At 76.1% G+C, this 25822-nt stretch carries 23 protein-coding genes; 19 read left to right on the top strand and 4 right to left on the bottom strand.

The window, feature by feature from the left end; genetic code table 11:
- Positions 1-17: 17 nt before the first annotated feature.
- The 4 genes from IAG43_RS33535 to IAG43_RS33550 all read right to left on the bottom strand — a co-directional run bounded on the left by IAG43_RS33535 (position 18) and on the right by IAG43_RS33550 (position 3622).
- The gene (locus tag IAG43_RS33535) at positions 18-284 is read right to left on the bottom strand and encodes a PqqD family protein (protein ID WP_187744912.1); all 267 of its coding nucleotides are present in this window, start codon (positions 282-284) and stop codon (positions 18-20) included.
- A 138-nt stretch (positions 285-422) separates the two neighbouring features.
- Complete coding sequence (locus tag IAG43_RS33540; protein ID WP_187744913.1) at positions 423-1244, bottom strand: thioesterase II family protein; 822 nt, start codon at positions 1242-1244, stop codon at positions 423-425.
- 34 nt (positions 1245-1278) lie between these two features.
- Positions 1279-2262 (bottom strand): dTDP-glucose 4,6-dehydratase, encoded by a 984-nt coding sequence (rfbB, locus tag IAG43_RS33545; RefSeq protein WP_187744914.1) that lies wholly within the window; start codon positions 2260-2262, stop codon positions 1279-1281.
- A gap of 292 nt (positions 2263-2554) precedes the next feature.
- Positions 2555-3622: a glucose-1-phosphate thymidylyltransferase gene (locus tag IAG43_RS33550; protein ID WP_187744915.1), complete on the bottom strand. Its 1068-nt coding sequence runs from the start codon at positions 3620-3622 to the stop codon at positions 2555-2557.
- A gap of 806 nt (positions 3623-4428) precedes the next feature.
- Here IAG43_RS33550 and IAG43_RS33555 point away from each other — a divergent pair.
- The 19 genes from IAG43_RS33555 to IAG43_RS35070 all read left to right on the top strand — a co-directional run bounded on the left by IAG43_RS33555 (position 4429) and on the right by IAG43_RS35070 (position 25795).
- Positions 4429-5760, top strand: a complete 1332-nt coding sequence (locus IAG43_RS33555; RefSeq protein ID WP_187744916.1) for a nucleotide sugar dehydrogenase — start codon at positions 4429-4431, stop codon at positions 5758-5760.
- 59 nt (positions 5761-5819) lie between these two features.
- Entirely contained in the window at positions 5820-9005 is a 3186-nt protein-coding gene (locus IAG43_RS33560; protein ID WP_246574842.1) for an amino acid adenylation domain-containing protein, read from the top strand.
- Entirely contained in the window at positions 9002-9778 is a 777-nt protein-coding gene (locus IAG43_RS33565) for a polysaccharide deacetylase family protein (RefSeq protein ID WP_187744918.1), read from the top strand. Before IAG43_RS33560 ends, IAG43_RS33565 begins: the two co-directional genes overlap by 4 nt.
- Positions 9779-9832: 54 nt before the next feature.
- Positions 9833-11215: an MFS transporter gene (locus IAG43_RS33570; RefSeq protein ID WP_246574843.1), complete on the top strand. Its 1383-nt coding sequence runs from the start codon at positions 9833-9835 to the stop codon at positions 11213-11215.
- A 73-nt stretch (positions 11216-11288) separates the two neighbouring features.
- Positions 11289-12575 (top strand): ATP-grasp domain-containing protein, encoded by a 1287-nt coding sequence (locus IAG43_RS33575; protein WP_187744919.1) that lies wholly within the window; start codon positions 11289-11291, stop codon positions 12573-12575.
- A 112-nt stretch (positions 12576-12687) separates the two neighbouring features.
- Positions 12688-13119 (top strand): VOC family protein, encoded by a 432-nt coding sequence (locus tag IAG43_RS33580; RefSeq protein ID WP_246574844.1) that lies wholly within the window; start codon positions 12688-12690, stop codon positions 13117-13119.
- 31 nt (positions 13120-13150) lie between these two features.
- Positions 13151-14713, top strand: a complete 1563-nt coding sequence (locus IAG43_RS33585) for an Ldh family oxidoreductase (protein WP_187744920.1) — start codon at positions 13151-13153, stop codon at positions 14711-14713.
- Positions 14710-15648 (top strand): Gfo/Idh/MocA family protein, encoded by a 939-nt coding sequence (locus IAG43_RS33590; protein WP_187744921.1) that lies wholly within the window; start codon positions 14710-14712, stop codon positions 15646-15648. The genes IAG43_RS33585 and IAG43_RS33590 overlap by 4 nt, the downstream gene beginning before the upstream one ends.
- The gene (locus tag IAG43_RS33595; protein WP_187744922.1) at positions 15645-16400 is read left to right on the top strand and encodes a hypothetical protein; all 756 of its coding nucleotides are present in this window, start codon (positions 15645-15647) and stop codon (positions 16398-16400) included. Before IAG43_RS33590 ends, IAG43_RS33595 begins: the two co-directional genes overlap by 4 nt.
- Positions 16397-17248, top strand: coding sequence for a sugar phosphate isomerase/epimerase family protein (locus tag IAG43_RS33600; RefSeq protein ID WP_187744923.1), 852 nt, complete (start codon positions 16397-16399; stop codon positions 17246-17248). The genes IAG43_RS33595 and IAG43_RS33600 overlap by 4 nt, the downstream gene beginning before the upstream one ends.
- Positions 17245-18081, top strand: a complete 837-nt coding sequence (locus IAG43_RS33605) for a sulfotransferase (protein ID WP_187744924.1) — start codon at positions 17245-17247, stop codon at positions 18079-18081. Before IAG43_RS33600 ends, IAG43_RS33605 begins: the two co-directional genes overlap by 4 nt.
- Before the next feature lie 5 nt (positions 18082-18086).
- Positions 18087-19355 (top strand): ATP-grasp domain-containing protein, encoded by a 1269-nt coding sequence (locus IAG43_RS33610; protein WP_187744925.1) that lies wholly within the window; start codon positions 18087-18089, stop codon positions 19353-19355.
- 47 nt (positions 19356-19402) lie between these two features.
- The gene (locus IAG43_RS33615) at positions 19403-20242 is read left to right on the top strand and encodes a glycosyltransferase family 2 protein (RefSeq protein ID WP_187744926.1); all 840 of its coding nucleotides are present in this window, start codon (positions 19403-19405) and stop codon (positions 20240-20242) included.
- Entirely contained in the window at positions 20239-20784 is a 546-nt protein-coding gene (cysC, locus tag IAG43_RS33620) for an adenylyl-sulfate kinase (RefSeq protein WP_187744927.1), read from the top strand. The genes IAG43_RS33615 and cysC overlap by 4 nt, the downstream gene beginning before the upstream one ends.
- Positions 20781-21716, top strand: coding sequence for a sulfate adenylyltransferase subunit CysD (cysD, locus tag IAG43_RS33625; RefSeq protein ID WP_187744928.1), 936 nt, complete (start codon positions 20781-20783; stop codon positions 21714-21716). Before cysC ends, cysD begins: the two co-directional genes overlap by 4 nt.
- Before the next feature lie 2 nt (positions 21717-21718).
- Positions 21719-23149, top strand: a complete 1431-nt coding sequence (locus tag IAG43_RS33630; protein ID WP_223006162.1) for a sulfate adenylyltransferase subunit 1 — start codon at positions 21719-21721, stop codon at positions 23147-23149.
- Positions 23146-23973, top strand: a complete 828-nt coding sequence (locus IAG43_RS33635) for an ABC transporter ATP-binding protein (RefSeq protein WP_187744991.1) — start codon at positions 23146-23148, stop codon at positions 23971-23973. The genes IAG43_RS33630 and IAG43_RS33635 overlap by 4 nt, the downstream gene beginning before the upstream one ends.
- The gene (locus tag IAG43_RS33640; RefSeq protein ID WP_187744929.1) at positions 23960-24847 is read left to right on the top strand and encodes an ABC transporter permease; all 888 of its coding nucleotides are present in this window, start codon (positions 23960-23962) and stop codon (positions 24845-24847) included. Before IAG43_RS33635 ends, IAG43_RS33640 begins: the two co-directional genes overlap by 14 nt.
- Positions 24848-25117: 270 nt before the next feature.
- Positions 25118-25795: an acyltransferase domain-containing protein gene (locus IAG43_RS35070; RefSeq protein WP_187744930.1), complete on the top strand. Its 678-nt coding sequence runs from the start codon at positions 25118-25120 to the stop codon at positions 25793-25795.
- Positions 25796-25822: the final 27 nt, after the last annotated feature.

Here is a 25822-nt window from a genome sequence, read left to right on the forward strand (position 1 = left end):
CCGCCCGGGGGCGGGCGTCACGGGGTGAGCCGGGCGAGCCCCGCGTCGCACAGTTCCGAGACCCACTGGTCCAGTTCGGCGCGGGTGCCGACGAGGTCCGCGCCCCAGTGGCGGGCGAGGGTGCGGGCCGCCGCGTCGGGGTCGCCGTCGTGCCGGCGCAGGGCGATCCACATCGCCGTGCACACGGGTGAGCCGTGGTAGGTGCGGGGGAGGAGGCCGGCCGTGTCGGGGCGGCGCAGCTCCAGGGAGCCGTCGGCGCCGATGTCGACACCGACTCCGGGCATCGGTTGGACCCGCACACTGACCTCCCCTGGACGTGCCGGGCGCATGCCGCGATGCCGGACACTCCACGGTAGAGCCGGTGCCGGTGCCGCAACCAGGTGGCCACGGCAGAGACCGGGGTGGCGGGCGGGGGCGGCCCCCTACGCGGCGTCCGGTTCAGGTGACGGCAGGGGTTGCGCGGGCCGCTCCCGGCAGCCGCCGACCGCGGCCTCGACGACACGGCAGACTCGGCCGACGTGCTCGTCGAGGTAGAAGTGGCCGCCGGGCAGGACGTGCAGCCCGGCGGAGCCGTCCGGGACGACGTCCCGCCAGGCGCGGGCGTCCTCGACCGGGACGTGGGGATCGGCGTCGCCGGTGAGCACGGTCAGCGGGACGGTGAGCGCGGGGTCCGGCCGGGGCCGGTAGCCGTCGGCCATCCGGGCGTCGTTGCGCAGTGCGGGGAGCACCATCTCCAGCAGGTCCTCCTCCTGGAAGAGGACCGGGTCGCACCCCTGGAGCTTCGCCATCTCGGCGATCAGCGCGTCGTCGTTGCGCAGGAACGCCAGGTCGTGGCGCGGCAGCGAGGGCGAACGGCGCCCCGAGACGAACAGGTGCGCCGGCGGGTGCCCGGAGCCGCTGAGCCGGCGGGCCGCCTCGTAGGCGAGGGTGGCGCCCAGGCTGTGGCCGAAGAGCGCGTACGGGCGGTCCGCCGCCTCGCGCAGGACCGGCACCAGGGCGTCGACGGTGGCGTCGACGCTGGTGAGGAACGGCTCGCCGCGCCGGTCCTGCCGTCCCGGGTACTGCACCGCCACCGCCTCCACCCAGGGCGCGAGTGCACGTGTCAGCGCGACGTAGGCGGAGGCGGAGCCGCCCCCGTGGGGCAGGCAGAACAGGCGTACGGCGGCACTCTCGTCGGGCCGGTAGCGGCGCAGCCAGCGGGAGGCGGCCGCCTGCCGGGAGGGGGTGGCGGCGGGGGCGTTCACGGGAGTCGGCTCCTCGGTCGGCGGTGGCGGGGTGTCAGGCGGGGAGCGCGGCCTTCAGCGGCTCCCACCACGACCGGTTCTCGCGGTACCAGCGGACCGTGTCGGCGAGTCCCCGGTCGAACGGTGTCCGCGGCGCGTACCCCAGCTCGCGGGAGATCTTGCCGGTGTCCACCGAGTACCGCCGGTCGTGGCCGGCGCGGTCCTCGACGTGCCGGACGGCGGACGCGTCGCGGCCGGTCAGCTCCAGCAGGCGGCCGACGAGCCGGCGGTTGGTCAGTTCGGTGCCGCCGCCGATGTTGTAGACCTCGCCCGCCCTGCCCCCGGCGGCGACCAGGGCGACGCCCCGGCAGTGGTCGTCGACGTGGAGCCAGTCGCGCCGGTTGCCGCCGTCCCCGTACAGCGGCACGTCCAGGCCGTCGATGAGGCGGGTGGTGAAGAGCGGGACGGCCTTCTCCGGGTACTGGTGCGGGCCGTAGTTGTTGGAGCAGCGGGTCACCCGCACGTCCAGGTTGTGGGTGCGGTGGAAGGCCAGCGCGAGCAGGTCCGAGGACGCCTTGGAGGCGGCGTAGGGGGAGTTGGGCCGCAGCGGCTCGTCCTCCGTCCAGGAGCCCTCGTCGACGGAGCCGTAGACCTCGTCGGTCGACACATGGACGAAGCGGACCCCGCCGGCGGCGGCCGCCGCCCGCAGCAGTGTGTGGGTGCCCATCACGTTGGTCGTCACGAACGCGGAGGCGTCCTCGATGGACCGGTCCACGTGGGACTCGGCGGCGAAGTGCACCACCAGGTCCGTGCCGTGCGTCAGCCGCTCCACCAGCGGGCCGTCGCAGATGTCGCCCCGGACGAACTCCAGGCGTGGATCGTCCGCCACCGGCGCCAGGTTGGCGAGGTTCCCCGCGTAGGTCAGTTTGTCGAGGACCACGGCCCGGGTGGCGGGCAGGTCCGGGTAGCCGCCGGACAGCAGCCGCCGCACGAAGTGCGAGCCGATGAAGCCCGCACCTCCGGTCACCAGTACGCGCATCGTGACGGGCCTTTCGCAGCGGTCTCGGTACAGGGGGACGGGCGGCCGTCCCCGGCGGCGCGTGCCGCCGGAGGTGCCGCGGGGGGCGTGCGCGGGTCCGGTGGGCGCCCGGGTGAAGCGTCCCGTCCCCGGCTGGAGCCGGGGTCGAGCACGGTCGGACCCCGGGCCGCCGCAGCGGACGGTCCCGCGGGGACGGGCCCGCGGGGAGTCCGGCGGGAGTCCGGCGGGCGGGAGCGGGACGGCGGGCGGAGGCGGGACGGCGGACGGGAGCGGTAGGGCGGGCGGCGCGGACTCACGGCGTGATCTGGACCTTGCTGTGGTCCCCCACCACGAACCGGTGGGCCCTCGGCGTCCGGTTGGCGTGCGTGACCCGCGACTGACGGCCGATGAGGGAGGCCTCGATCCGGCCCACCCCCTCGATGCTCGACCCCGCCAGCACGATCGAGAACTCGATCTCGCTGGAGTCGATCACGCAGTCCTCGGCGACCGAGGTCGAGGGGCCGATGTACGAGTTGGTGACCGTGGTGCCCGCGCCGATCACGGCAGGCCCCACGATGCGCGAACGGTGGACCTGGGCGCCCCGTTCGATCCTGACGCGGCCGATGATCTCGCTGTCCGCGTCGACCAGCCCGTCCGTGCACGGTTCGAGTCTCTCCAGCACGGAACGGTTGACCTCCAGCATGTCGGTGACGTTGCCGGTGTCCTTCCAGTACCCGGTGACCAGCGTCGAGCGGACGGTGCGGTCCTGGTCGATCAGCCACTGGAGCGCGTCGGTGATCTCCAGCTCGCCGCGGGCGGAGGGCTCGATGGCCTGCACGGCCTCGTGGACGGCGGGAGTGAAGAGGTAGACCCCGACCACCGCGAGGTCGCTCATCGGGTTCTTGGGTTTCTCCTCGATGCGGACGACCCGCCCCTCGGCGTCCAGTTCGGCGACGCCGAAGGCCGTCGGATCGTCCACCTGCGTCAGCAGGATGTCGGCGTCGGGCCGGTTGCGGTGGAAACTGCCCACCAGTTCGCTGATGCCGCCCACGATGAAGTTGTCGCCCAGGTACATGACGAAGTCGTCCTCGGCGAGGTAGTCCCGCGCCACCAGCACGGCGTGGGCCAGGCCCAGCGGCCGGTCCTGGGGGATGTAGGTGACGCGGGCGCCGAAGGCGCTGCCGTCGCCGACCGCCGCCCGGATCTCGTCGGCGGTGTAGCCCACGATGATGCCGATGTCGGTGATCCCCGCGGCCACCAGGGACTCGATTCCGTAGAACAGCACGGGTTTGTTGGCCACGGGGACCAGTTGTTTCGGCGCGGTATGGGTGATCGGCAGCAGCCGGCTGCCCGTTCCGCCTGCGAGTACGAGTGCCTTCATCCTCAGTCCCCTCGCCCTGGCTCGGCCCGCACGGCGGCGGCCCGAGTGCCCGGACCGCGACGGGGGATGTGCGCGGCCCGGGCCGTTGGCAGGCTCTTCCGGCCGCGTTCCGAGAAGCGCGGCAGGGCCGGGCCCGGGTCGGCGGCGCACGGCGAGCCGTCCCGAATGTAACCGTCCCCCCGGCGCGGGCGAACCCCTACCCGCGCCCCCTCGGCCCTTGTCTCGCCGCCGTCCGCCGCTGATCGGTAGGGGGCCGCGTGCACGGCACCGGATCCCCGGGGGGCCGCGAGGCGGGGGTCCGGCGTGCGCGGGGCGGGTCACGAGACGGCCGGGAGCGGGCGTCCGGAGGTGTGCGGGCGAGGGGCCGGGGGCCCCGGGGCGGGCGTCCGGAGGTACGGCAGCCGTCGGGCAGCGGTCCGGCAGTGGTCCGGCAGCGGTCCTCCAGCGGCCGTGGTGCGGCGGTCCAGAGATGCCGGGCCCGGCGTCCGGAGGTCCGGGGCCGGGCGTCCGGAGGTGTGCGGGCGGGGGTCCAGCGGTCCTGGGGCGTTCGTCCACAGGTCCGGCGGCCGTCCTCCAGAGGGTGCCGAGCAGCTCTTGAGCGCTCCTCTAGCGGGTGGTCCGAGGCTGTGGCAATCCGTAGGGAGCCGCCTCCCCAGAGCACCAGGTCAGGCCCGCTTCCTCTTGCCCGGCCCGCCCCGTGCCGCCCGGCTCCGTGCCGAGGGCGGCACGGCGGGGGCACACGGGCGAGGGGTTCAACGCCCCCCGTCGTGACACTTCCACCGGCCCCATGCCTGCGAGGAACACAGATGGATCTGATCGCCACCGCACCTGCCCACGAGGCGCCCGCCACCCCGGCCGGCCTCGGCACCGCCCTCGGGACGCCCGTACGCCCCGTGGAGGTCGCCGTGGTCGGCATCGGCTACGCCGGGCTGCCCCTGGCCGTCGCCGCCGCCGCGGCCGGCCACCGCACCCGCGGCCTCGACCTCAACGACTTCCTCGTCGCCCAGGTCAACATCGGCCGCCCCCCGGGCGACACGGTCGCCCCCGCCGAACTCGCCGCCGTCTCCGGACTCCTCGACGCCACCACCGACCCGGCCTTCCTGGAGCAGTGCACGGTGATCGCGCTCTGCGTCCCCACCCCGGTGGACGCCCACGGCGTCCCCGACCTGGGACCGCTGCTCGCCGCGACCCGCACCGTGCGCGACCGCCTCACCCCCGGCCAGCTCGTGATCATCGAGTCCACCATCAGCCCCGGCACCACCGACGGCGTGATCCGCGCAGTGCTGGAGGAGTCCGGGCTCACCGCCGGCAGCGACTTCTTCCTCGCCTTCTCGCCCGAGCGCGTCGACCCGGGCAACGAGCGGTACGGCCTGCACAACACCCCGAAGGTCGTCGGCGGCCTGACCCCCGAGTGCGCCTCCCGCGCGGCCGCCTTCTACCGCGGCTTCGCCACCGAGGTCCACGTCACCCGCTCCACCCGCGAGGCCGAGGCGGCGAAGATCCTGGAGAACACCTACCGGCAGGTCAACCTCGCGCTGATCAACGAGTTCGCGCAGATCTGCCACCGCCTCGACGTCGACGTCTGGGACACCATCGACGCCGCCGCCACCAAGCCCTTCGGGTTCACCCCGTTCCGCCCCGGCACCGGCGTCGGCGGCCACTGCATCCCCGTCGACCCGCTCTACCTCGTCCACCGGGCCGCCCAGGAGGGCATCCCCTTCCGCATGGCGGAGCAGGCCCAGCGCGTCAACGACTCCATGCCGATCTGGGTCGCCTCCCGCGCCCGGGAGATCCTCGCGGAGCGCGCGGGCGGTGTCCGCGGCGCCCGGGTGCTGCTCCTCGGCGTCACCTACAAGCCCGACGTCGCCGACGTCCGCCACTCGCCGGCCGAGCCGCTCGCCGCCGAACTCCACGCCCTCGGCGCCGAGGTGAGCTTCCACGACCCGTACGTCGAGTCCTTCACGGCCCGCGGCCGCGACATCCCGGCCGCCCGCGACCTGGGCGCCGCCGTCGCCGGAGCCGACCTCACCGTCGTCGTCCAGCGCCACCGCGCCTACCGCGACGACGTCCTCGCCGCCGCCCGGCTGCTCCTCGACCCCAGCGGCCCCGCCAGCTGTCGCGGAACGGCACGGCCATGACCCGCCGCACGCCGCAGGCCGACGCCGGTCACCGCCCGCCCCACGAAAGCCGAGTTCCCGTGCACACCGCCTCCGCGACCGCCTCCGGCCCCGCGACTGCCACCGCCTCCGTGCCCGCCACCGGCCAGGCGACCGCCCGCCCCGCCCCGGTGGTGCGCTCCGTCCACGCCCACGTCCGCGCCACGCCCGGGGCCGTCGCCCTGCGCGACGCCCGGGGCGGCACCACCGGCTACGCCGAGCTGTGGGAGCGGGCCACGGCCACCGCACGCGAGCTGCGGCGGACCGGGGTCACCGAGGGCGGCCTGGTCGCCGTGCACCTTCCCGCCGGACCCGAGGCCGTCGTCGCCATGCTCGGCACCTGGCTCGCCGGGGCCGCCGTCCTCCCCCTCGACACCGCCACCCCCGAGGAGCGCCGCACACAGCTGCTCGGCTCCTCCGGGGCGTGCGCCGTCATCGACCACCGCGACGGCGGCCGGCCCCGGCCGCTCGACGGCGGGCGGCCCGTGGGCGGCGACCCGGCGGTCCGCCCCGCCTACGTCATCCACACCTCCGGCTCCACCGGCACCCCCAAGGGCGTCCTGGTCGGCCACGAGGCGCTCGCCGGACACGTCACCGCCTGCGCCGGCCTCTTCGGGCTGACCGCGGCCGACACCGTCCTGCAGTTCGCCAGCATCGGCTTCGACGTCGCCCAGGAGGAGATCTGGCCCACCCTCGCGGCGGGCGGCACCCTCGCCTTCCGCGAGCCCGGCGTCCCGGACGCCGCGTCGCTCGCCGCCACCGCCCGCGACCTGGGCGTCACCGTGCTCCAACTCCCCACCGCCTACTGGCGGATGCTCTGCGGCGAACTCGACGGCGCGAGCGCCCCCTCCTTCGGCGGCGTGCGCACCGTGGTCATCGGCGGCGAGAACGCCACCACCGCCGACGCCCGCGCCCACCGCCGCTCCCCGCTCGGCCACACCACCCTCGTCAACGGCTACGGGCCGACCGAGACCGTGGTCACCGCCACCGCCCTGGTCCTCGCCCCGAACACCCCCGTCCCCGACACCGCCGGACTGCCCATCGGCGGCCCCGTCGGGGAACGCCTCCTGCACGTCCTCGACGAGCGGCGCCTGCCCGCAGCCGACGGCACCGGCGAACTGTGGATCGGCGGCCCCCTGCTGGCCGACGGCTACCTCCACGACCCGGAACGCACCCGCGAACGCTTCCTTCCCGACCCGTACGCCGAGGCGCCCGGCGCCCGCATGTACCGCACCGGCGACCTCGTGCGCCGGCTGGCCGGCGGCGGGCTGGAGTTCCTCGGCCGCGTCGACAACCAGGTCAAGGTGCGCGGCCACCGGATCGAGCTGGACGAGGCCGACCGGCACCTCATGGACACCCCGGGCGTGGCCGCCGCCGCCGCGTTCACCCTCGACGACGGGGACGGCGGCCGCCTCCTGGCCGCCGCCGTGACCGCCGCCCCCGGCACCGCCCTCACCCCGCAGGCGGTCCGCGAGCACCTGCGCGAGCGGGTCCCGGCCCAGCTGGTCCCCGGCCGCCTCGCCGTACTGGAGCGGATGCCGCTCACGGTCTCCGGGAAGATCGACCGCCGCGCGGCCGAGGCCGCCGTCGCCGCCCTGACCGCGGAACCCGGCGGCGAGACGCCCGGCGAGAGGCCCGGAGAGACGCCCGCCACCGCGCTGGACGCCCTGGTGGCAGCCGTGCGACAGCTGATCCAGGCGCCCGGATTCGGCCCCGACGACGACTTCCTCGCCCACGGCGGCGACTCGCTGACGGCCCTGCGGATCTGCGCGACGATGCGCTCCCGCGGTCTCCCGCTGCACCCGGCCGACCTGCTCACCGGCCGCACCGCGCGGGCCGCCGCGGCCCGCGCCGCCCGGCGCGCGGCCCCCGCCCCGGGCGACGGCCGGGAGGCCGACGGGCCCCTCGGCCTGCTGCCCGCCCAGCGCCGCTGGCTCCTCGACGGGGACCTCCCGGAGCCCGACCACTTCTGCCTCAACGCCCTCTTCACCACCACCGCCGCGCCCGACACCGGACGTCTGCGGGCCATCGCCCACGACCTGCTCGTCCGCCACCCCGCGCTGCGCACCGCGCTCGCCGCCGACGGCACGGTCCGCCTCACCGAACCGGACCCGGCCGCCGCCGTCCACCGGGCGGACCTGCGCCACCTGTCCGCCGACGAGGCCGGCGGCCGGCTCCACCGGCTGCTCGCCGACACCCAGCGCTCCCTCTCCCTGGCCGACGGCCGGGTGTTCCGGCTCACCTGGGCCGACCTGCCCGACGGCACCGCCCGCCTGCTGCTGACCGTCCACCACTTCGTCCTCGACGGGGTGTCGATGGGCCTGCTCGGCGATGACCTGGAGGCGCTGCTCGACGGCCGCGTCCCCGACCGCTCGGCGACCGGTCCCCGTGCGGCGGGCGCCGCCCTCGCCGACTGGCTCACCACCCCCGAGGCCCGCAGCGACGCGGCCCGCTGGGCCGGGGCCGCCGCCGGCGCCGCCCCGCTGCGCCCCGCCCTGGACGGCCCGGTCACGCTGCCCACCCTGCGCACCCACCGCGCCCGCATCGGGGCCGACGCCACCCGCCTGGTCACCCACGAGCTGCCCCGCACCGGCGTCGCCCCGCACGACTTCGCCCTCGGCTGCCTGGTCGGCGGCCTCGCCCGGTGGACCGGCGAGGCGACCCACGGCGTCGACGTCTACGCCCACAGCCGCGACGTCTTCCCCGGGGAGCTCGACCTCTCCCGCACGGTCTCCTACGTGCAGAGCACCTTCCCCGCGGTGCTGACCTGGCGGGGCGACGGGCCGGACGCGCTGCGCGGGGCGCTGGCGGGGCTCGCCGCGCTGCCCGCGCGTCGGTACGGCTTCGACGCCCTGCGGTTCGGCTCCCCCGAGGCATCGGAGCGCGCCGCGCTCGCCGCCCGCCCCCGCCCGGACGTCCGGCTCAACTTCCGCGGGCATCTGATGCGGCTGGAACAGCGGGCGCCCGGGTCCGTCCTCGCCCCGGCCGCCGAGGACTTCGGCGCCCACCGCTCCCCGCTCCAGCGCGAGCGCTACCTGCTGATGGCCGAGGGGGACATCGTCGGAGGCGAACTGGAGATGAGCTACAAGTACTCCACCGGCCACTGGCGGCCGGAGCAGATCGAGGCGCTGGCCCGCGCCGTCGGGCAGGTCATGACGGAGGTCCTGGCGGGCACCGGCGGCGACCGCGGGACGGCGGCGGCGACGGCGACGGCGGGTGCGCGATGACGCCGCCCGCCGCGGCGGCCGCGGCCCCGTACGTCCCGGGCATCGCCGATGCCCACCAGCCCGCCACGAGCAGCGCCCCCGGCTGGCCCCTGGTCCTCTACTTCCACCACGTCAACCCCACGCTGCGGCACTACACCGCGCTGTCGCCCGAGGAGTTCCGCGCGGGACTGACCCGGGTGCTGCGGGAGTTCGACCCGTACGAGCCGGCCGACCTCCTCGCCGAGGGCGGACCGCGCAGGCCCGGCCGGCCCACGGTGCTGGTCACCTTCGACGACGGCTACCGCGACAACCTCACCCACGCCCGGCCGATCCTGGCCGAACTGGGCGTCCGGGCCGTGCTCTTCGCCTGCACCGGGCTGCTCGGGCAGCGCAGCGACCACCCGCGCGAGGACTATCTGACCGGGGCCGAGTGCGACCTGCTCGCCTCGGACGGGCACCTGATCGGCGCCCACACCAGCACCCACCCCCATCTCGACGCCCTGCCGGGCGACCGGGCACGCCGGGAGTGCGCCGACTCCCTCGACGCCGTCGCCGCCCGGTACGGCCCCGGCCCCGCCCGCCTCTTCGCCTACCCGTACGGGGGCATCCCCGAGGACGCCGGACTCCCGGCCGACGTCCTGGCGTTCGGGACCGTCCGGTCCCCGGCCGTGCCGTGGACGGCGAGCCCCCAGGCGATCCGGCGCACCTATCTGCCCGCCGGGGCCGCCGGCACCTGGGACGGACTGGTCCGGCACTGGCGCGGGCAGTGGGAGGCCGCCGCCTCCGCCGCCTGACGACCGACCCCGCCGCGCCGGCAGCGCGCGGACCACTCAGCTAGGAGAGAACCCATGTCCGGACGCACCCCCCTGCGCGAACGCGTCGGGCGAGCCGTGCCCGCCACCCGCTCGTCGCGGATCATCGCGCTCAACGCCCTCGTCGGCTCGGCCGGTACGGGCATGTTCCTCGCCGGGTCCGCCCTCTACTTCACCCGCTTCGGCGGACTCAGCGAGACCGAACTCGGCCTCGGACTCGCCATCGCCGGCATCGTGGGGCTGGCCACCACCGTGCCGATGGGGCGGCTCGCCGACCGGTACGGGCCGCGCAACCTCATGCTGGTCGTGAGCGTGTGGCGGGCCGTCGGCTACCTGGCCTACCTCTCCGTGGAGGGCTTCACCGAGTTCGTGGTGACGGCGAGCCTGCTGTACATCATGGACCGCTCCGGACAGCCGCTGAACCAGGCGCTGGTCGGCCGGCTGATCACCGGCCCCGAGCGCAACCGGACGATGGCCTTCATCCGGTCGCTGCGCAACGTCGGCTTCACCGTGGGCTTCGCCGTCGGCGGCGTCGCCCTGACCAGCGGGTCGGCCACCGCCTTCCAGTGGCTCTTCGTCGGCAACGCCGTGAGCTTCCTCGTCATCTTCTTCTTCATCACGCTGCTGCCGAAGGTCGAGCCGGTCGCCGCACGGAACAAGAGGGCCGGGGTGGCCGCCGACGCGGTCGTCCCGCCGCTGCGGAACTGGCGCTTCGTCGCCGTGACCGCCGCCAACGGCGTCCTCTTCCTGCACGACGCGATCCTCACCATCGTGCTGCCGCTCTGGGTGGCCGAGCACACCCGGTCCCCGATCTGGATGATCACCGTCCTGATCACCACCAACACGATCATCACCGTGGTGGCCCAGGTCCCGGTCACCAAGCACATCGACAGCCTGGCCTCCGCCGCCCGCGCCACGACCCGGTCCGCGCTGCTGCTGTCGGTCGCCTGCGTCGCGTTCGCCGCCGGCGGGGTCGCCGACTCCCCGTGGTGGGCCGCGGCCGCGCTGATGACCGCGCTGCTGGTGATGACCTACGGCGAACTGCTCCACTCCGCCTCCTCCTGGGAGATCACCTTCGCCATGTCGCCGGAGGCGGCCCAGGGGCGGTACATCGCCTTCTTCAACGTGGGCTTCTCGGCGGCGGAGATCGCCGGACCCGCCGTGGTGCTCTGGCTGATCGCCCAGGCCGGGCCCGGGGGCTGGCTCGTCCTCGCGGTCTGCTTCCCGATCGCCGCCGCCGTGAGCCGGCTCGGCACCCGGCAGGGACCCGCCGAGGACACGCCCGCCGACCCGGCGGGGGAGACCGCCCCGGTGGAGCAGGTCTCCCCGCCGGCCGGGGCTGCCACGGCCGCCGCCCCCGCCGGCGAGGCCGTGCCGGCCGCGGTCCCGGCCTCGGTGCCCGCAGCCGCCGGGTCGTGACGCCCCGTCAGTCATCGCAGCGCACCCCACCGCATCGCACCGCACCGCACCACCGCCCGTCCCTGGAGGGAACATGTCGAAGACACCCGACCCGATGCACCTGCTGATCGTCAGCGGCGGCCGCGACCTGCCCGACCGGGCGCGCGACGCCCTGCCCGGCCTGCGCACCACCGTGATCTGCCGGCCCGAGGTGGTCCCGCGGCTGCGCAGCCGCGAGAAGATCCAGCGGCTGATCGTCCTGCGCGAGGACGCCCCGGTGGAGGAGTGGGTGGCCGCCGCCCGCTTCGTCCACAGCGTCGACCCGGTCCACCGGCTCACCAACTTCACGGAGAAGGACACCGAGAAGACCGCCGCCATCGGCCTCGCCCTCGACCTCCCCTGGCACAGTCCCCGGACCGTGCGGGCCGTCGCCGACAAGTGCGCCATGCGCCGCACGCTCGCCGACGCCGGTGTCGGCGAGACCCTCGCCGAGGTCGTCCACGACGCCGAGGGCATCCTCAAGGTCGCCGACCGCAGCGGCTACCCGCTGATCTGCAAGCCCGTCAGAGGCGTCGCCAGCAAGGGCGTCACCCGTGTCGACGGTCCCGACGACATCCCCCGCGCACTCGCCTGGGGTGCCGTCGGCGCCGGGGACCTGGACTCGCCCGACCTGCTGGTGGAGCCCTTCCTCAGCGGCGAGGAGTACAGCGTCGAGAGCGTCAGCGAGGACGGCGAGCACCTGGTCGTCGGCATCACCCGCAAGCTCTCCGAGCCCGACCACTTCGTCGAGATCGGCCACGTGGTCCCCGCCCCGCTCCCGGACGCCGACGAGGACCGGATCGCCTCCACCGTCCGGGCGATGCTCACCGCCCTCGGTGTCCGCACCGGCGTCACCCACACCGAGGTGATCGTCGCACCGGGCGCCGTGCACATCGTGGAGACCCATCTCCGCCCGGCGGGCGACGAGATCCCCGAGCTGTGGGCGCGGGTCAGCGGGGTCGACCTGATCGACGTGGTGGCCCGCCAGGCGGTCGGCATCAAGGTCCTCGACGACGTCCGCGCCGCCCTCGCCGGCGGCGGGACGGAACACCGCTCGGCCGCCATCTGGTACGCCTGCCCCGACGCGGTCGGCGAGATCGTCTCCGTCGAGGGCGAGGAGGAGGCCCGCGCCCTGGAGGGCGTCGTCGACGTCGAGGTCCTGCGCGAGCCCGGCAAGCGGCTCAAGGGCGTCACCGGGTCCTTCGCCCGCGCCGCCCACGTCTGCGCCGTCGGCGGCACCCCGGAGGAAGCCCTCGCCCGGGCGCGGGAGGGCGTGCGCGCGCTCTCGTTCACCGTGCGCAGCGCGGGCATGGCCGAGCGCCACGACACGATGGCCTCCTGAGCGCACGCGGACGGCGCCGGACCCGACCCGGCCCGCGCCCACCGCACCCGATCGACCGGCCGGCACCGAACCGGAGCCGGCCGGACTGCACCGACCGAGAAGAGAGAACGGCATGAGCACCGACAACACCCAGCACACCGACAACACCCAGCCCACCGACAACGCGACCGGCTACTCCTTCGGCGGCCTGCACCACGTCCAGCTCGCCATCCCGCCGGGCGCCGAGGACCTCTGCCGCGCCTTCTGGGGCGAGGTGCTCGGCATGACGGAGCTGCAGAAGCCGCCGGTGCTGGCGGCCCGGGGCGGCTGCTGGTTCCGCGGCGGCGGCCTGGAGGTGCACCTCGGCGTGGAGAAGGACTTCCGGGCGGCGGCCAAGGCCCACCCGGGCATCCTCGTCGGCTCCCTCGCCGACCTGGCCAAGCGGCTGGAGAGCCACGGCCACGAGGTGGTCTGGGACGACAACTTCCCCGGCCACGACCGCTTCTACGCCTTCGACAAGCTCGGCAACCGCCTGGAGTTCCTGGAGCCGAAGCGTGCTGCCTGACCCGTCCACCCCACTCGCAGAGGAGGCCTCCATGAGCCCGACCGCGAACGGTACGACCCCGGCCCGGAGCCCCGCCCTCCGGATCGCCGACCTGATCGTGGCGGAAGGTCCCGAGGGCGCCGAGCGCATCCTCGTCCCGGGGCTGACGGTGTCGGTGGCGCCCGGGGAGATCGTCGCCGTCCGCGCCGACGAGGCCGCCTCCGCGGCCGCCGTCGTCGACGTCCTGGCCGGCCGCCGCCGCGCCCAGTACGGAGTCGTCGCCACCGGGACCCGCGGGCTCACCCGCCGGGTGGCACCCGCCCGCGCGGCCAACGTGGCCGTGGTCCGCCCCGGCCGGCCGGGCGCCGACCGGACCGGCGCCGCCCCGGTGGTGGTCGTCGACGCGGTGGGGGCCGGCCCCGACGCCCGCGCCGCGGCCGCCCTCGCCCACGGCGCCGCCCGCCAGGGCAAGGCGGTCCTGCTGGTGACCGCCGCGGACGAACCCGCCTCGGCCGCCGACCGCGTGGTCCGCCTGGGCCCCGGCCCCGGACCCGCCCGGCGGACGGCACCCGACCCCCGCTTCACCGTCGAAGCGCTCACCGAGGCGGCCACCGGCTCCCTCACGGCCGCCGGAGTGGCGCCCGAACGGGCCGCCCTGGTGGCGAAGGTGCTGGTCGACGCCGACGTGCGCGGGCACTTCTCGCACGGCGTCGGCCTGCTCCCGATGTACCTGGACCGGCTTGCACGCGGCGGCATCGACGCCGCCGCCGAACCGGAGTGGCTCCCCCAGGACGGCGCCGTGCGCGTCCTCGAAGCGCACGGCGGCTTCGGGCAGGTGGCCGCGGAGGCCGCCGCCGCCGACTGCGCCCGGCGGGCCGCCGAGGGCGGGCTCGCCGCCGTCGCCGTACGCGGCAACAACCACATCGGGATGCTCGCCGCCTACCGGGACCACTTCGCCCGCCACGGCGTCGTCGGCCTCGTGCTCAACATCTCCGGCGCCGGTGTCGCCGCCCCCGGCGCCGGACGCCCCACCCTCGGCAACGACGCCGTCTGCATGGTCGCCCCGCGCAGGCACGGGCGGCCGCTCGTCGTCGACTTCGCCACCGGCACCGTCGCCAGCGGCAAGATCCGCCACGCCGCCCACCGGGGCGAGAAGATCCCCGGCGACTGGCTGGTGGACCGTCAGGGCAGGCCCACCACCGACCCGCTGGAGCTGGACCGGGGCGGCGCCGTCCCGGTCTTCGGCGGCCACAAGGGCCTCGGCGTCGCCCTCATCACCGAGGTGCTCGCCGGGGTGCTGGCAGGCGGCACCGTCAGCCCGCTGGTGCACAAGCAGCGCGCCGAGCCCGACCGGCCGATGGAGTGCTCCCAGCTCTTCCTCGCCCTCGCCCCCGCGGCGTTCGGCGACCCGCCGGTCGACGAATTGCTCGACGTCCTCGCGGGCGCGGTCCGCTCCGGATACCCCGAGGGCGCCCCGCCGGTCCACCTCCCCGAACAGCGGGAGGAGCAGGCGGAGCGGGCGGCCCGGGAGCACGGCGTCCCGGTCCCCGCCGCCGTCGCGGAGGGCCTCGGCTGGAGCGCCCCGGTCCTCACCGCCACCGGAGGCGCGCGATGAGCCTCGGTGTGGGAATCGTCGGACACGGGTCGGCCGGACGCCAGCACCTCGCCGCGCTGCGGGACGTGAGCGGGGCACGGGCCGTCGCCGTACTGGAGGACGACCCGGCGGCCGGCACCGGCGGCCTGCCGCGCGCCGACTCCTGGCCGGCCCTGCTGGCCGACCCGGACGTCGGGCTCGTCGCTCTCTGCGTGCCGCCCGGCGGGCGGGCGCGGCTCGCGATCGAGGCCCTGGAGGCCGGCAAGGCCGTCCTGCTGGAGAAGCCGCCCACCACCTCCGCCGAGGAGCACGCGGCGGTGCTGGCGGCGGCCCGGTCGGCGGGCAGACCGGTCGGGGTGATGCTCCAGCACCGCCTGCGGCTGCCCGAGCCCGCCCTCGCCACCGACTGGACCGGCCCCGAGGTCACCGCCGTCCTGGAGGTGTCCCGGTACCGGGCCCCGGAGCACTACCTGCGGGCCGGCTGGCGCAGCGACCCCGCCGTCTCCTTCGGCGGCATCGCCGCCCACCTCGGCGTCCACTACCTGGACCTGGCCTGCCAGCTCCTGGGGACCCCCGCGGCGGTCGACCTCGCCCCCGTCCGCCGGAGGGCTCCGGGCATCGACAGCCGGGTCGCCGGAACGGTCTCCTTCGAGGGCGGCGCCACGCTCTCCTTCGCGGTGACCGCCGAGTCCCCCGCCCGGACCGAGCGGCTGCACCTGCTCGGCCCCGGCGGCGCCCTGCTCGTCGCCGACGGCCGGGTGACCACCACCGGAGCCGACGGCGTCGGGACCACCTGGCCCGCCGCCCCGACGCCCGCCCTGCGGAGCGAGGTCTACCGGGAGATGGTCCACGCCGTCGCCACCGGCCTGCCCCCGCGCCGCTGCCACCTTCAGGGCGCCCTGGGCGTCACCGACATCCTCGCCCGCGTCGGGCGCGAGACGGCGGTGACCCGGTGACCCCGGACCTCGGACTCTCCTCCGGCAGCGCACCGGAGCTGGACGCGGACGGCCTCGCGGCGCTGACCCTGCGGCTCGGCGGCGACGCCGTCGACGTCCGCGCGTCCAAGGGGCACGCCTGGGAGGGCTCGGGCGGCCTGCGGGCCCTGCGCGCGGCCGGCGTCCGCGTCTGCTTCGTCGGCCACTCCACCGTCCTCGGCCGTCCCGGCTCGCCGCCCGCGGACCCCGCGTGGCTGGAGGACGGACTCCCGGTGAAGGTCTTCGCCGCCGAGGGCTGCACCGCCCCGGAGCACCGGGACCGGACCCGGCGCCAGATCGCCGCCCTCGCCGCGGCGAGCGGCGGACCCGGCAACGTCCTGGTGGAGACCCACCACGGCTACGCCCCCGTCCCGGAACTGCGCCGCCTGTGCGAGGAGACCGGCGTCCGCCTCCTCCTCGACACCCTCGGCCTCGCCAGGATCCACCCCGACCCGGTCGCCGCCGCCGCCGAACTCGCCCCCTGGATCTCGTACGCCCAGGTCAAGGGGTTCGACCCCGGCGCACCCGGCACCGGCGGGCACCTGCCGCTGGAGGGCTCCCGGGCCGCATGGACCGGCGAGGTGCTGGCGGCCGCGGGCGAACTGCGCGCCGTCACCGTCGAGTCCAGGGCCGGCGCGCTCGACGGGGACCTCGCCGTCCTCCGCGACCTGTACCGCACCCCTGCCACCGCCGCCGCCCCCGGGCCCGGCTTCCGGGAGGAGACCGCCCCATGAGACTCGCCGTCATCAACGACGAGGTGTCGCAGTCCATCACCACCGCGGCCGCGGAGACGGCCCGGCTCGGCTTCGCCGGCCTCGAACTGCGCTCCAGCGAGGAGACCGCGCCCCACCGGATGAGCGACGCACACCTGCGCACCCTGCGCGAGACGGTCGCCCGCCACGGACTCGAGGTCGCGGGCTTCGACCCGCCGGCCCTCAAGTGCCCGCTGCCGCGCACCGGCGCCGAGATCGACGCGGCACGCGACGTGGTCACCGACGCGGTCCGCCGCGCCGAGATCCTGGGGGCGCCCTTCGTCCGCGTCTTCACCTTCTACCGCGAGGGCGACCCCGACCCCCGGGCGGCCGCGAAGGCCGCCCGCGAAGTCCTCTCCCAGGTCCCCGCCGACCGCGTCCCGCTGATCGTGGAGACCGGGATGCGCACCAACACCCCGACCATGCGCCACACCCTGGAATTCCTCGACGCGCTCGGCGACGACACGACCGGCATCCTCTGGGACCCGGGCAACAGCGTCTTCAGCGGCTGGGACACCGCTCCCTTCCCCGCCGACTACGCGGCCGGCCGCGACCGCATCCGGCACGTCCACGTCAAGGACCCCGACGGCCGGCGCTCCTACGTGCGGCTCGGCGACGGCGACCTGCCGTGGCCCGCCGTCCTCACCGCCCTCGCCGAGGACGGCTACCGGGGCTGGCTCTCCCTGGAGACCCACTGGCGGGTCGGACGCCCGCCGCTCACCCAGAGCCAGCGCGACGAGCCCTGGGGCGAGGAGTTCACCGCCGGCGGCCTGGAGGCCAGCCGTATCTGCATGACGATCCTGCGCGAGATGGTGGAGGCCACCTCATGACCGCATCACCCGTGATCCTGCTCGGCGGCCAGCGCTGCGGCACCACCGCCCTCGCCTACGCCCTCAACCTCGCCTTCGACGACCACGGAGGCCACTTCACCGTCAACGGCAAACTGCCCTACCTGCTCCACCGGTGGCTCACCCGGGAGGACCTGCGCCACGGCCACCTGCGGGCCGACGAGATCCTGCACGCCCTGGACCGCAGACCGCCGGACGGGGCCGGGGCCGCCCGCTGGCGCGAGCGCGTCGAGCGGAGCCTGCGCGAGGCCGCCCGCGACGTGGCCGAGGGCCGCGCCGGCGACGACCCCGCCGCACTCGGCCGGCGCATCCTCACCGAGAGCGCCGGACAACTCCCCCACTGGGGCGACAAGTACAACGAGTACCTGCTCCACCTGGACCACCTGGACGCCCTCCTCCCCGACGCCCGGTACGTGATGCTGGTCCGCCACCCCGAGGAGGCGGCCCGGTCCATGCTCCGGTGGACCGGCGACCGGCCCTGGCTCCCGGCCACCCGCGAGGCCGCGCTCGCCAAGTGGACCTCCTGGAACGGCAACTGGGCCGCCCTCGCCGACCGCCTGCCCGCCGGCCGGAAGCTGGTCGTCGAGTACCAGGCGCTCTGCCGCGGCGAGGAGACCCGCCGGCTCTCCGAGTTCACCGGCCTCGACCTGGCGCAGTACCTCTCCGGGCTGCGTCCGCGCACCGCCGCCGCCGTCGAGGGGACCGGGCTGCCCGCGCCGACCGCCCGCCTGTGGGCACAGCTGCGCACGGCGGCCGACTCCTGTCCGAGCCCCCTGACCCCCTCCGTACGCCTGCCCGAACCCGCCCTGAGGTGATCCCCGTGTCCGCACCCCGCGTCCTCGTCCTCGGAGGGAAGGCCGGCATCGTCCGCAAGGCCGCCGCCCTCGGCCTCGAGATCGTGCACGTCCAGAAGCCGTCCGCCTTCGACCCCGCCGTGGTCGAGCACTGCGCGCAGCTCCTGCTCGTCGACTACCAGGACGTCCCCACCGTCACCGCCCTGGTGCGCGCCCTGCACGAGCAGCGCCCCTTCGTCCGCGTCTTCACCCAGACCGAGGCGGCCCAGGTGGTGGCCGGCCACCTCACCGACGTCCTCTCGCTGCCCGGAAACGGCGCCGCGCCCACCCGCCTCCTGCACGACAAGCCCGCCCTGCGAAGCCTCCTCAACGACAAGGGCATCGGCCCCGTCGCCACCCTCCGCACCCCCGGCCGCGAGGAGCTGCGCGCCTTCACCGCCCGCCACGGCGGGGCCGTCGTCAAGCCGGCGATGGGCTCCGGCAGCCTCGGCGTCCGCGTGATCGCCTCGCCCGAGGAGGCCGACGCGGCCTGGGAGTGGTGCCGGACCACGGGCATCACCGACTTCTTCGCCGAGGAGTACCTGAAGGGCCGGGAGATCAGCGTCGAGACCTTCTCGGCCGCGGGCCGGCACACCGTCGTGGCCCTCACCGGCAAGGACACCGGCGGGGGAGTGGTGGAACTCGGTCACGTGGTCCCCGCCGCACTCGCCCCCGCGGACCGGGCGGCCGTGGAGGACCTGGTGACCGCGGCGCTCGACGCCGTGGGGCTCGTCGACGGCCCCGCCCACACCGAGGTGATCGTCACCGCGGACGGCCCCCGGGTGGTGGAGGCCCACAGCAGGCGGGGCGGCGACCGCATCAACGAACTGGTCCGCCTCGTCCACGGCGTGGACCTGGAGGAGGCCGCCTACCGGCTGGCCCTGGACGGCGGCGGCCCCGGCGCCCCCGCACCGGACGGCGCCGCGGCCATCCGCTTCCTCACCGCGGCGCCCGGCCGGGTCACCGCCGTGACGGGCGCCGCCGCGGCGGAGGAGTCCGAGGGCGTCCTCCAGGTGGACGTCTCCGTGGAGCCCGGCGACACCGTCCACGCGCTGCGCTGGTCGGAGGACCGCCTGGGCCACGTCCTGGTGCGCGCCGCGGACACCGCCACCGCCGTCCGGCTGGCCGAGGAGGCGGCGGCCCGCATCGTCATCACCACCGAGCCGGTCGCGCACACCGCCGAGGACACCCTCGTGGACCTGCTCCGCGGGGTCGACGAAGTCCTCGACCCGTTCGCCGCGCCGGCTGCCGACTGACCACCCGACGACGAGAAGTGCGACCACAGCACACCGAGGAGTACCCAGTGAACGCAGAACCGGGGAGCTCACCCCGCAAACGAGTCTCGATAGTGATCGCCACCCGCAACCGGCCCTCGGACGTGCGGCACCTGCTCGCCGCCGTCACCGCCGCCGACACCGGCATCGTCCACGAGGTCCTGCTGGTCGACGACGCCTCCGCACAGCCGCTGCGCGTCGACGACGCACCGGGCCGCCCCTTCCCGGTGCGCCTGCTGCGCAACGCGCGCCGGGCGGGCGCCGCGGCGGGCCGCAACCGGGCGGCGGCCGAGGCCACCGGCGACGTCCTCGCCTTCCTGGACGACGACGCCCGTCCGCTCCCCGACTGGTTCCAGGTGCTGGACGAGTCGCTGACCCCCGACCGCGCCGCCGTCACCGGCCGCGTCCTGCCCTTCGACAGCGGCGTGGTCTCCCGGGCCCGCCAGCACCGGTACGAGGTCCGCTACGCCCAGCACGCCGCCGACAGCGAGGTGGCCTTCTTCGCCGGCGGCAACTCCGCCGTGTGGACCGAGCTGTTCCGCGCCGCGGGGGGCTTCCCCGACGTCGTCACCGCCAGCGACAACGGGCTGGTCGAGCGGCTGGCCGCGGACGGGGGCCGGGTCTTCTTCGTCCCGGCGCTGCGCATCGCCCACCGCAACAGCAAGGGCGCCCCCGTCGCCTTCCGCGAGGCGTGGCGGGCCGGCCGCCTCTCCAACGGCGCCACCCCGGCCGCCGCGCTGCGCAAGGTGGCCGCCAGCGCCCGCGCCCAGCCGTGGGGCCACGACCCGTCGGCCGCCGGCCTCAACGTCGGGCTGCAGGTCGCCAACTCCCTGGCCACCGTCCTTCCGCCGTCCGGCTCCGCGACATGAGCGGGGCCCGGCGAGGGGCGACGGTCTGGCTCACCGGGCTGCCGAGCGCGGGGAAGTCCACCATCGCCGCCGAGGTGGCCGGGCGCCTGCGCTCCCGCGGCCGTGGCGCGGAGATCCTGGACGGCGACGAGATCCGCGCCTTCCTGTCGGCGGGCCTCGGCTTCGGCCGCGAGGACCGGCACACCAACGTGCAGCGCATCGGGTTCGTCGCCGAACTCCTCGCGTCCAACGGCGTGCTGGTGCTCGTCCCCGTCATCGCGCCGTACGCGGACAGCCGCGACGCCGTCCGCGAGCGGCACCGGCAGGAGGGCACCCCCTACGTGGAGGTCCATGTGGCCACCCCCGTCGAGGTCTGCTCCCAGCGGGACGTGAAGGGGCTGTACGCCAGGCAGGCGGCGGGCGAGATCTCCGGCCTGACCGGGGTCGACGACCCGTACGAGGAGCCCGCCGCCCCCGACCTGCGCATCGCCGCCCAGGACTGCTCGGCCGCCCGGGCCGCCGACTCCGTCCTCGCCCTCCTCACGGAAAGGGGTCTGCTGTGACGACCAGCGTCGACGTCGTGAGCGGCACCGACAGCCCGTACGCCCTGTCCCATCTGGACGCCCTGGAGTCCGAGGCGGTGCACATCTTCCGCGAGGTCGCGGGCGAGTTCGAGCGGCCGGTGATCCTGTTCTCCGGCGGCAAGGACTCGATCGTGATGCTGCACCTGGCGCTGAAGGCGTTCGCGCCCGCGGCCGTTCCTTTCACGCTGCTGCACGTGGACACCGGGCACAACTTCCCGGAGGTGCTTCAGTACCGGGACCGGACGGTGGCCGAGCACGGGCTGCGGCTGCATGTCGCGTCGGTGCAGGAGTACATCGACCGCGGTGTGCTGCGCGAGCGCCCGGACGGCACCCGCAACCCGCTGCAGACGGTGCCGCTGACCGAGGCGATCCAGCAGCACCGGTTCGACGCCGTCTTCGGCGGCGGGCGGCGTGACGAGGAGAAGGCGCGCGCCAAGGAGCGGGTGTTCTCGCTGCGCGACGAGTTCTCCCAGTGGGACCCGCGCCGCCAGCGCCCGGAGCTGTGGCAGCTCTACAACGGCCGTCACGCGCCCGGTGAGCACGTGCGGGTCTTCCCGCTGTCCAACTGGACCGAGCTCGACGTCTGGCAGTACATCCAGCGGGAGTGCATCGAGCTGCCGGAGATCTACTTCGCCCACGAGCGCGAGGTCTTCAAGCGCTCCGGCATGTGGCTGACCGCCGGCGAGTGGGGCGGCCCGAAGGCGGGCGAGGAGACCGAGAAGCGGCTGGTGCGCTACCGCACGGTCGGCGACATGTCCTGCACCGGCGCCGTCGACTCCGACGCCACCACGCTCGACGCCGTCATCACCGAGATCGCCGCCTCCCGGCTGACCGAACGGGGCGCCACCCGCGCCGACGACAAGATGTCCGAGGCCGCGATGGAAGACCGCAAGCGTGAGGGGTACTTCTAGCCATGACCGCCATCACCGCCACCGCCACCGCCACCGCGGCGGGTGCCGCCACCACCGGGGCCGCCGCCACCGCCACCGGGGCCACCGCCGCAGGGGCCGCCGCCCATCCGGCCGAGCGGTTCGCCGCCCTGTCGCCGGCGACCACCCTGCTGCGCTTCGCGACCGCCGGTTCCGTCGACGACGGGAAGTCCACGCTGGTCGGACGGCTGCTGCACGACTCCAAGTCGGTCCTCGCCGACCAGCTGGAGGCCGTCGAGGCCGCCTCCCGCGGCCGCGGCCAGGAGGCGCCGGACCTGGCGCTGCTCACCGACGGCCTGCGGGCCGAGCGGGAGCAGGGCATCACCATCGACGTCGCCTACCGCTACTTCGCCACCCCGCGCCGCCGGTTCATCCTGGCGGACACCCCGGGGCACGTGCAGTACACCCGCAACATGGTCACCGGCGCCTCCACCGCCGAGCTGACCGTGGTCCTCGTCGACGCCCGCAACGGCGTCGTCGAGCAGACCCGCCGCCACGCGGCCATCGCCGCCCTGCTGCGCGTGCCGCACGTGGTGCTCGCCGTCAACAAGATGGACCTCGTCGACTACGCCGAGCCCGTCTTCGCCGCCATCGCCGAGGAGTTCGCCGACTGCGCCGCGCGGCTCGGCGTCCCCGAGGTCACCGCCATCCCCGTCTCCGCGCTCGCCGGGGACAACGTGGTGGAACCCTCCGCCCGGATGGACTGGTACGGCGGCCCCACCGTCCTGGAGCACCTGGAGACCGTCCGGGTGGCCGGCGCCCCGGACCTCCTGCCCGCCCGCTTCCCCGTGCAGTACGTGATCCGCCCGCAGACCGCCGAACACCCCGACTACCGCGGCTACGCGGGCCGGATCGAGGCCGGCTCCCTCCACGTCGGCCAGGAGGTCCGCGTCCTGCCCTCGGGCCGGACGAGCCGCATCAGCCGGATCGACCTGCTGGGCAGGTCCGTCTCCCGTGCCGTGGCCCCGCAGTCGGTCACCGTGCTGCTGGAGGACGACCTGGACATCGCGCGCGGAGACCTGATCGCCCCCGCCGAGGCCGCGCCGGAGCCGTCCCGGGACATCCGGGCGACCGTCTGCCACCTGGCCGACCAGCCGCTGACCCCCGGCCGGCGCGTACTGCTCCGGCACGGCACCCGCACCGTCCGCGCGCTCGTCCGCGGCATCGACTCCCGGCTCGGCCTCGACGGCCTGACCCACCACCCCGCCCCCGACGGCCTCGGCGCCAACGACATCGGCCGCGTCACCCTGCGCACCGCCGAGCCGCTGCCGCTCGACGCGTACGGGGACTGCCGGCCCACCGGCGCCTTCCTCCTCATCGACCCGGCCGACGGCACCACCCTCACGGCGGGGATGAACGGCGACCCGGCCGCCGGCCCCGGCACGGCCGGCGCTGCGGACGTCCGGCCGTGCTGAGGCAGGCACGGCGGCCGGAGCCGGCCGCCCCCGTCCGCACCACGGGCGACGCCTTCCGCACGACGGGCGACGCCCCGGCGCGCACCGCCGTCGAACTCCGCGACGTGTGCAAGGTCCACGGCCCGCCGGGCGCCGGGCGGACCGTGCTCGACGGAGTCCGGCTGCGCGTGGCCGAAGGGGAGTTCGTCTGCCTGGTCGGCGGATCCGGATCGGGCAAGTCGACCCTGCTGGGGCTGGTCGCCGGACTGGACCGCCCCACCGCCGGCGAGGTGCGGGTGGACGGCCCCCGCCCGGCCCTGCTCTTCCAGGACCACGCGCTCTTCCCCTGGCTCACGGTCGGCCGGAACATCGAACTCGCGCTCAGGCTGCGTGGAACGCCGCGCGCCGCGCGCCGCGACGAGGCGCGGCGGCTGCTCGCCCTGGTGCGGCTGGAGGACGCCCACGGGATGCGCGTGCACGAGCTGTCCGGCGGCATGCGGCAGCGCGCGGCACTGGCCCGCGCCCTCGCCCAGGGCGCCCGCACCCTCCTCATGGACGAGCCCTTCGCGGCCCTCGACGCCGTCACCCGCGACGTGCTCCACGGCGAGCTGCTCCGGGTCCACCGCGACCAGCGGCTCACCGTGCTCTTCGTGACCCACGACGTCCACGAGGCCGTACGCCTCGCCGACCGCGTCGTGCTGCTCTCCTCGCGTCCCGGCCGCATCGACCGCACCTGGCGGGTGGAGACCCCCCGTCCCCGGCCCGCCCGCGACCCGGCCTCGGCCCTGCTCGCCCAGGAGATCACCGACCGCCTCAGGGAGGAACTCGGCCATGACCGCCGCTGACACCGCCGTCCGTCCGCTGCGCGTGCGCCGCACCGCCTTCCGCACCGCCGCCCCGCCCCGGCGGCCCGCCGCCGCCCGCCGTCCCGGGGGCACGGCCGTCCGTGCGGCGGCCCGCACGGCGCTGCGCCGGGGCGCCGCGCCGGTGGTCTCGCTCGTCGCCGTGGTCTGCCTCTGGCAGCTGGCCTCCGCCCTGGACCGGCCCGCCGCCCTCCCCTCCCCGGCCGCGGTCGGCGGGGAGATCGCCGCCGCCTGGGCCGACGGCAGCCTCGCACCCGCCGTCCTGCACAGCCTCGGCCGCTGCCTGCTCGGCTTCGTCTGCGCCGTCGGCGTCGGAGCGCCCCTCGGCATGCTGCTCCACCGGTTCACGGCGGCCCGGGTCACCGTCGCCCCGGCCCTCGGCGCCGTCCAGTCGCTCCCGGCCGCCGCCCTGGTGCCGGTGGCCGTGCTCTGCCTCGGCCCCTCGGACGCCGCCGTCCTCGGCGTCGTCCTGCTCGGCGCCGTCCCCCCGGTCGCCACCGGCGTCCTCGGCGCCCTGGACCAGGTCCCGCCGCTGCTGGTGCGGGCCGGACGGTCGATGGGCGCCACCGGCGCGAAGGCCGCCCGGCACGTCCTGCTCCCGGCCGCCCTGCCCGGCGTGGTCGCCGCGGTGCGGCAGGGGTGGACCTTCGGGTGGCGGGCGCTGATGACCGCGGAACTCATCACCGGCGCCGCCCTGTCCGGGGTGGGCGGACTGCTCGACGCGGGCCGGCGCAGCGGCAGCCTCAGCCAGGTGCTCGCGGCGACCGCGCTGATCCTCGCCGTGGGCGTCGCCGTGGAGGTGCTCGTCTTCCGCCCGGTCGAACGCCGTGTGCTGCGCGCCCGGGGCCTCGCGTGAACCTGCCGGCGGCGTCCGGGCCGGGCTCCCCCTCCAGCGGTTCTCGTCCGTTCCTCCAGCGGCGTGGAACACCGTCGGGGTGACCCCTTTCCGCCCGACCCGCCGAGAGCCCGGCCGCCCTCCCGCCGGCCCGGGTCACCCCGCCTCCCGCGCCCCTGCTCCCGCCCGGCGCCCGGCCGCCCCGCGCCTCTCCGGCGCCGGCCCCGCGCCCCGGCTCGCGGCGTGCACGCCGCGGTGACCGGCGGTCACGAGGACCACGAGAGAGGCCCCATGCAGCTGGACACTCCCGTCCGCGTCCCGTCCCGGCCGGCCCTGCTGGGGCCCGGCCCGTCCGGCACCACCCGGCCCGGTCCCCTCGCCGCGACCGGGACCGCCGTGCTCTTCACCGGAGCCGACGCACCGCCGGCCCCCCTCGTCCGCGCCCTGTACGGCACGTTCCCCGCCTACCGCGCCGCCTTCGACGCCCTCCGCCGGACCCTCGACGCCCGGCTGCCGATCCCTCTCGCCGCCGTGGTCTTCGCCCCCGAACAGGGCGCCGACGCCCGGCTGCTCGGCGAGAACCCGTACGCCCGGTGCGCCCTCTTCGGCCACCAGGTCGCACTGTTCCGGCTCTGGGAGAGCTGGGGGCTCGACATCGCCGCCGTCGCCGGACGGGGCACCGGGTCGGTCGCCGCCGCCCATGTCGCGGGCGGCCTCGCGGCGGGCGCGGCGGCCCGGCTGCTGGTCGCGGGGCCCGCCCGCCACCGGACGCCGGGGAACCCGGCCCACCCGGTCGAGGGCTACGGCACCGTGCTGGCCTGCGGTCCGGTCCCCGGGAACGGGGCGGCGGTGGGCGACGTGCGGGCCCTGGCGCGGGCTCTCGCCGCGCTCCAGCTGCACGGACCGCCGCTGGACTGGGAGCGGCTGGCCCGGGGTGCGGGGGCGCGTACTCCCGCGGCCGCCCCCTGACGAGCCGGTCGCGCAGGCCGCCTGCCA

It is taken from the genome of Streptomyces genisteinicus (assembly GCF_014489615.1).
GTDB lineage: Bacteria > Actinomycetota > Actinomycetes > Streptomycetales > Streptomycetaceae > Streptomyces > Streptomyces genisteinicus.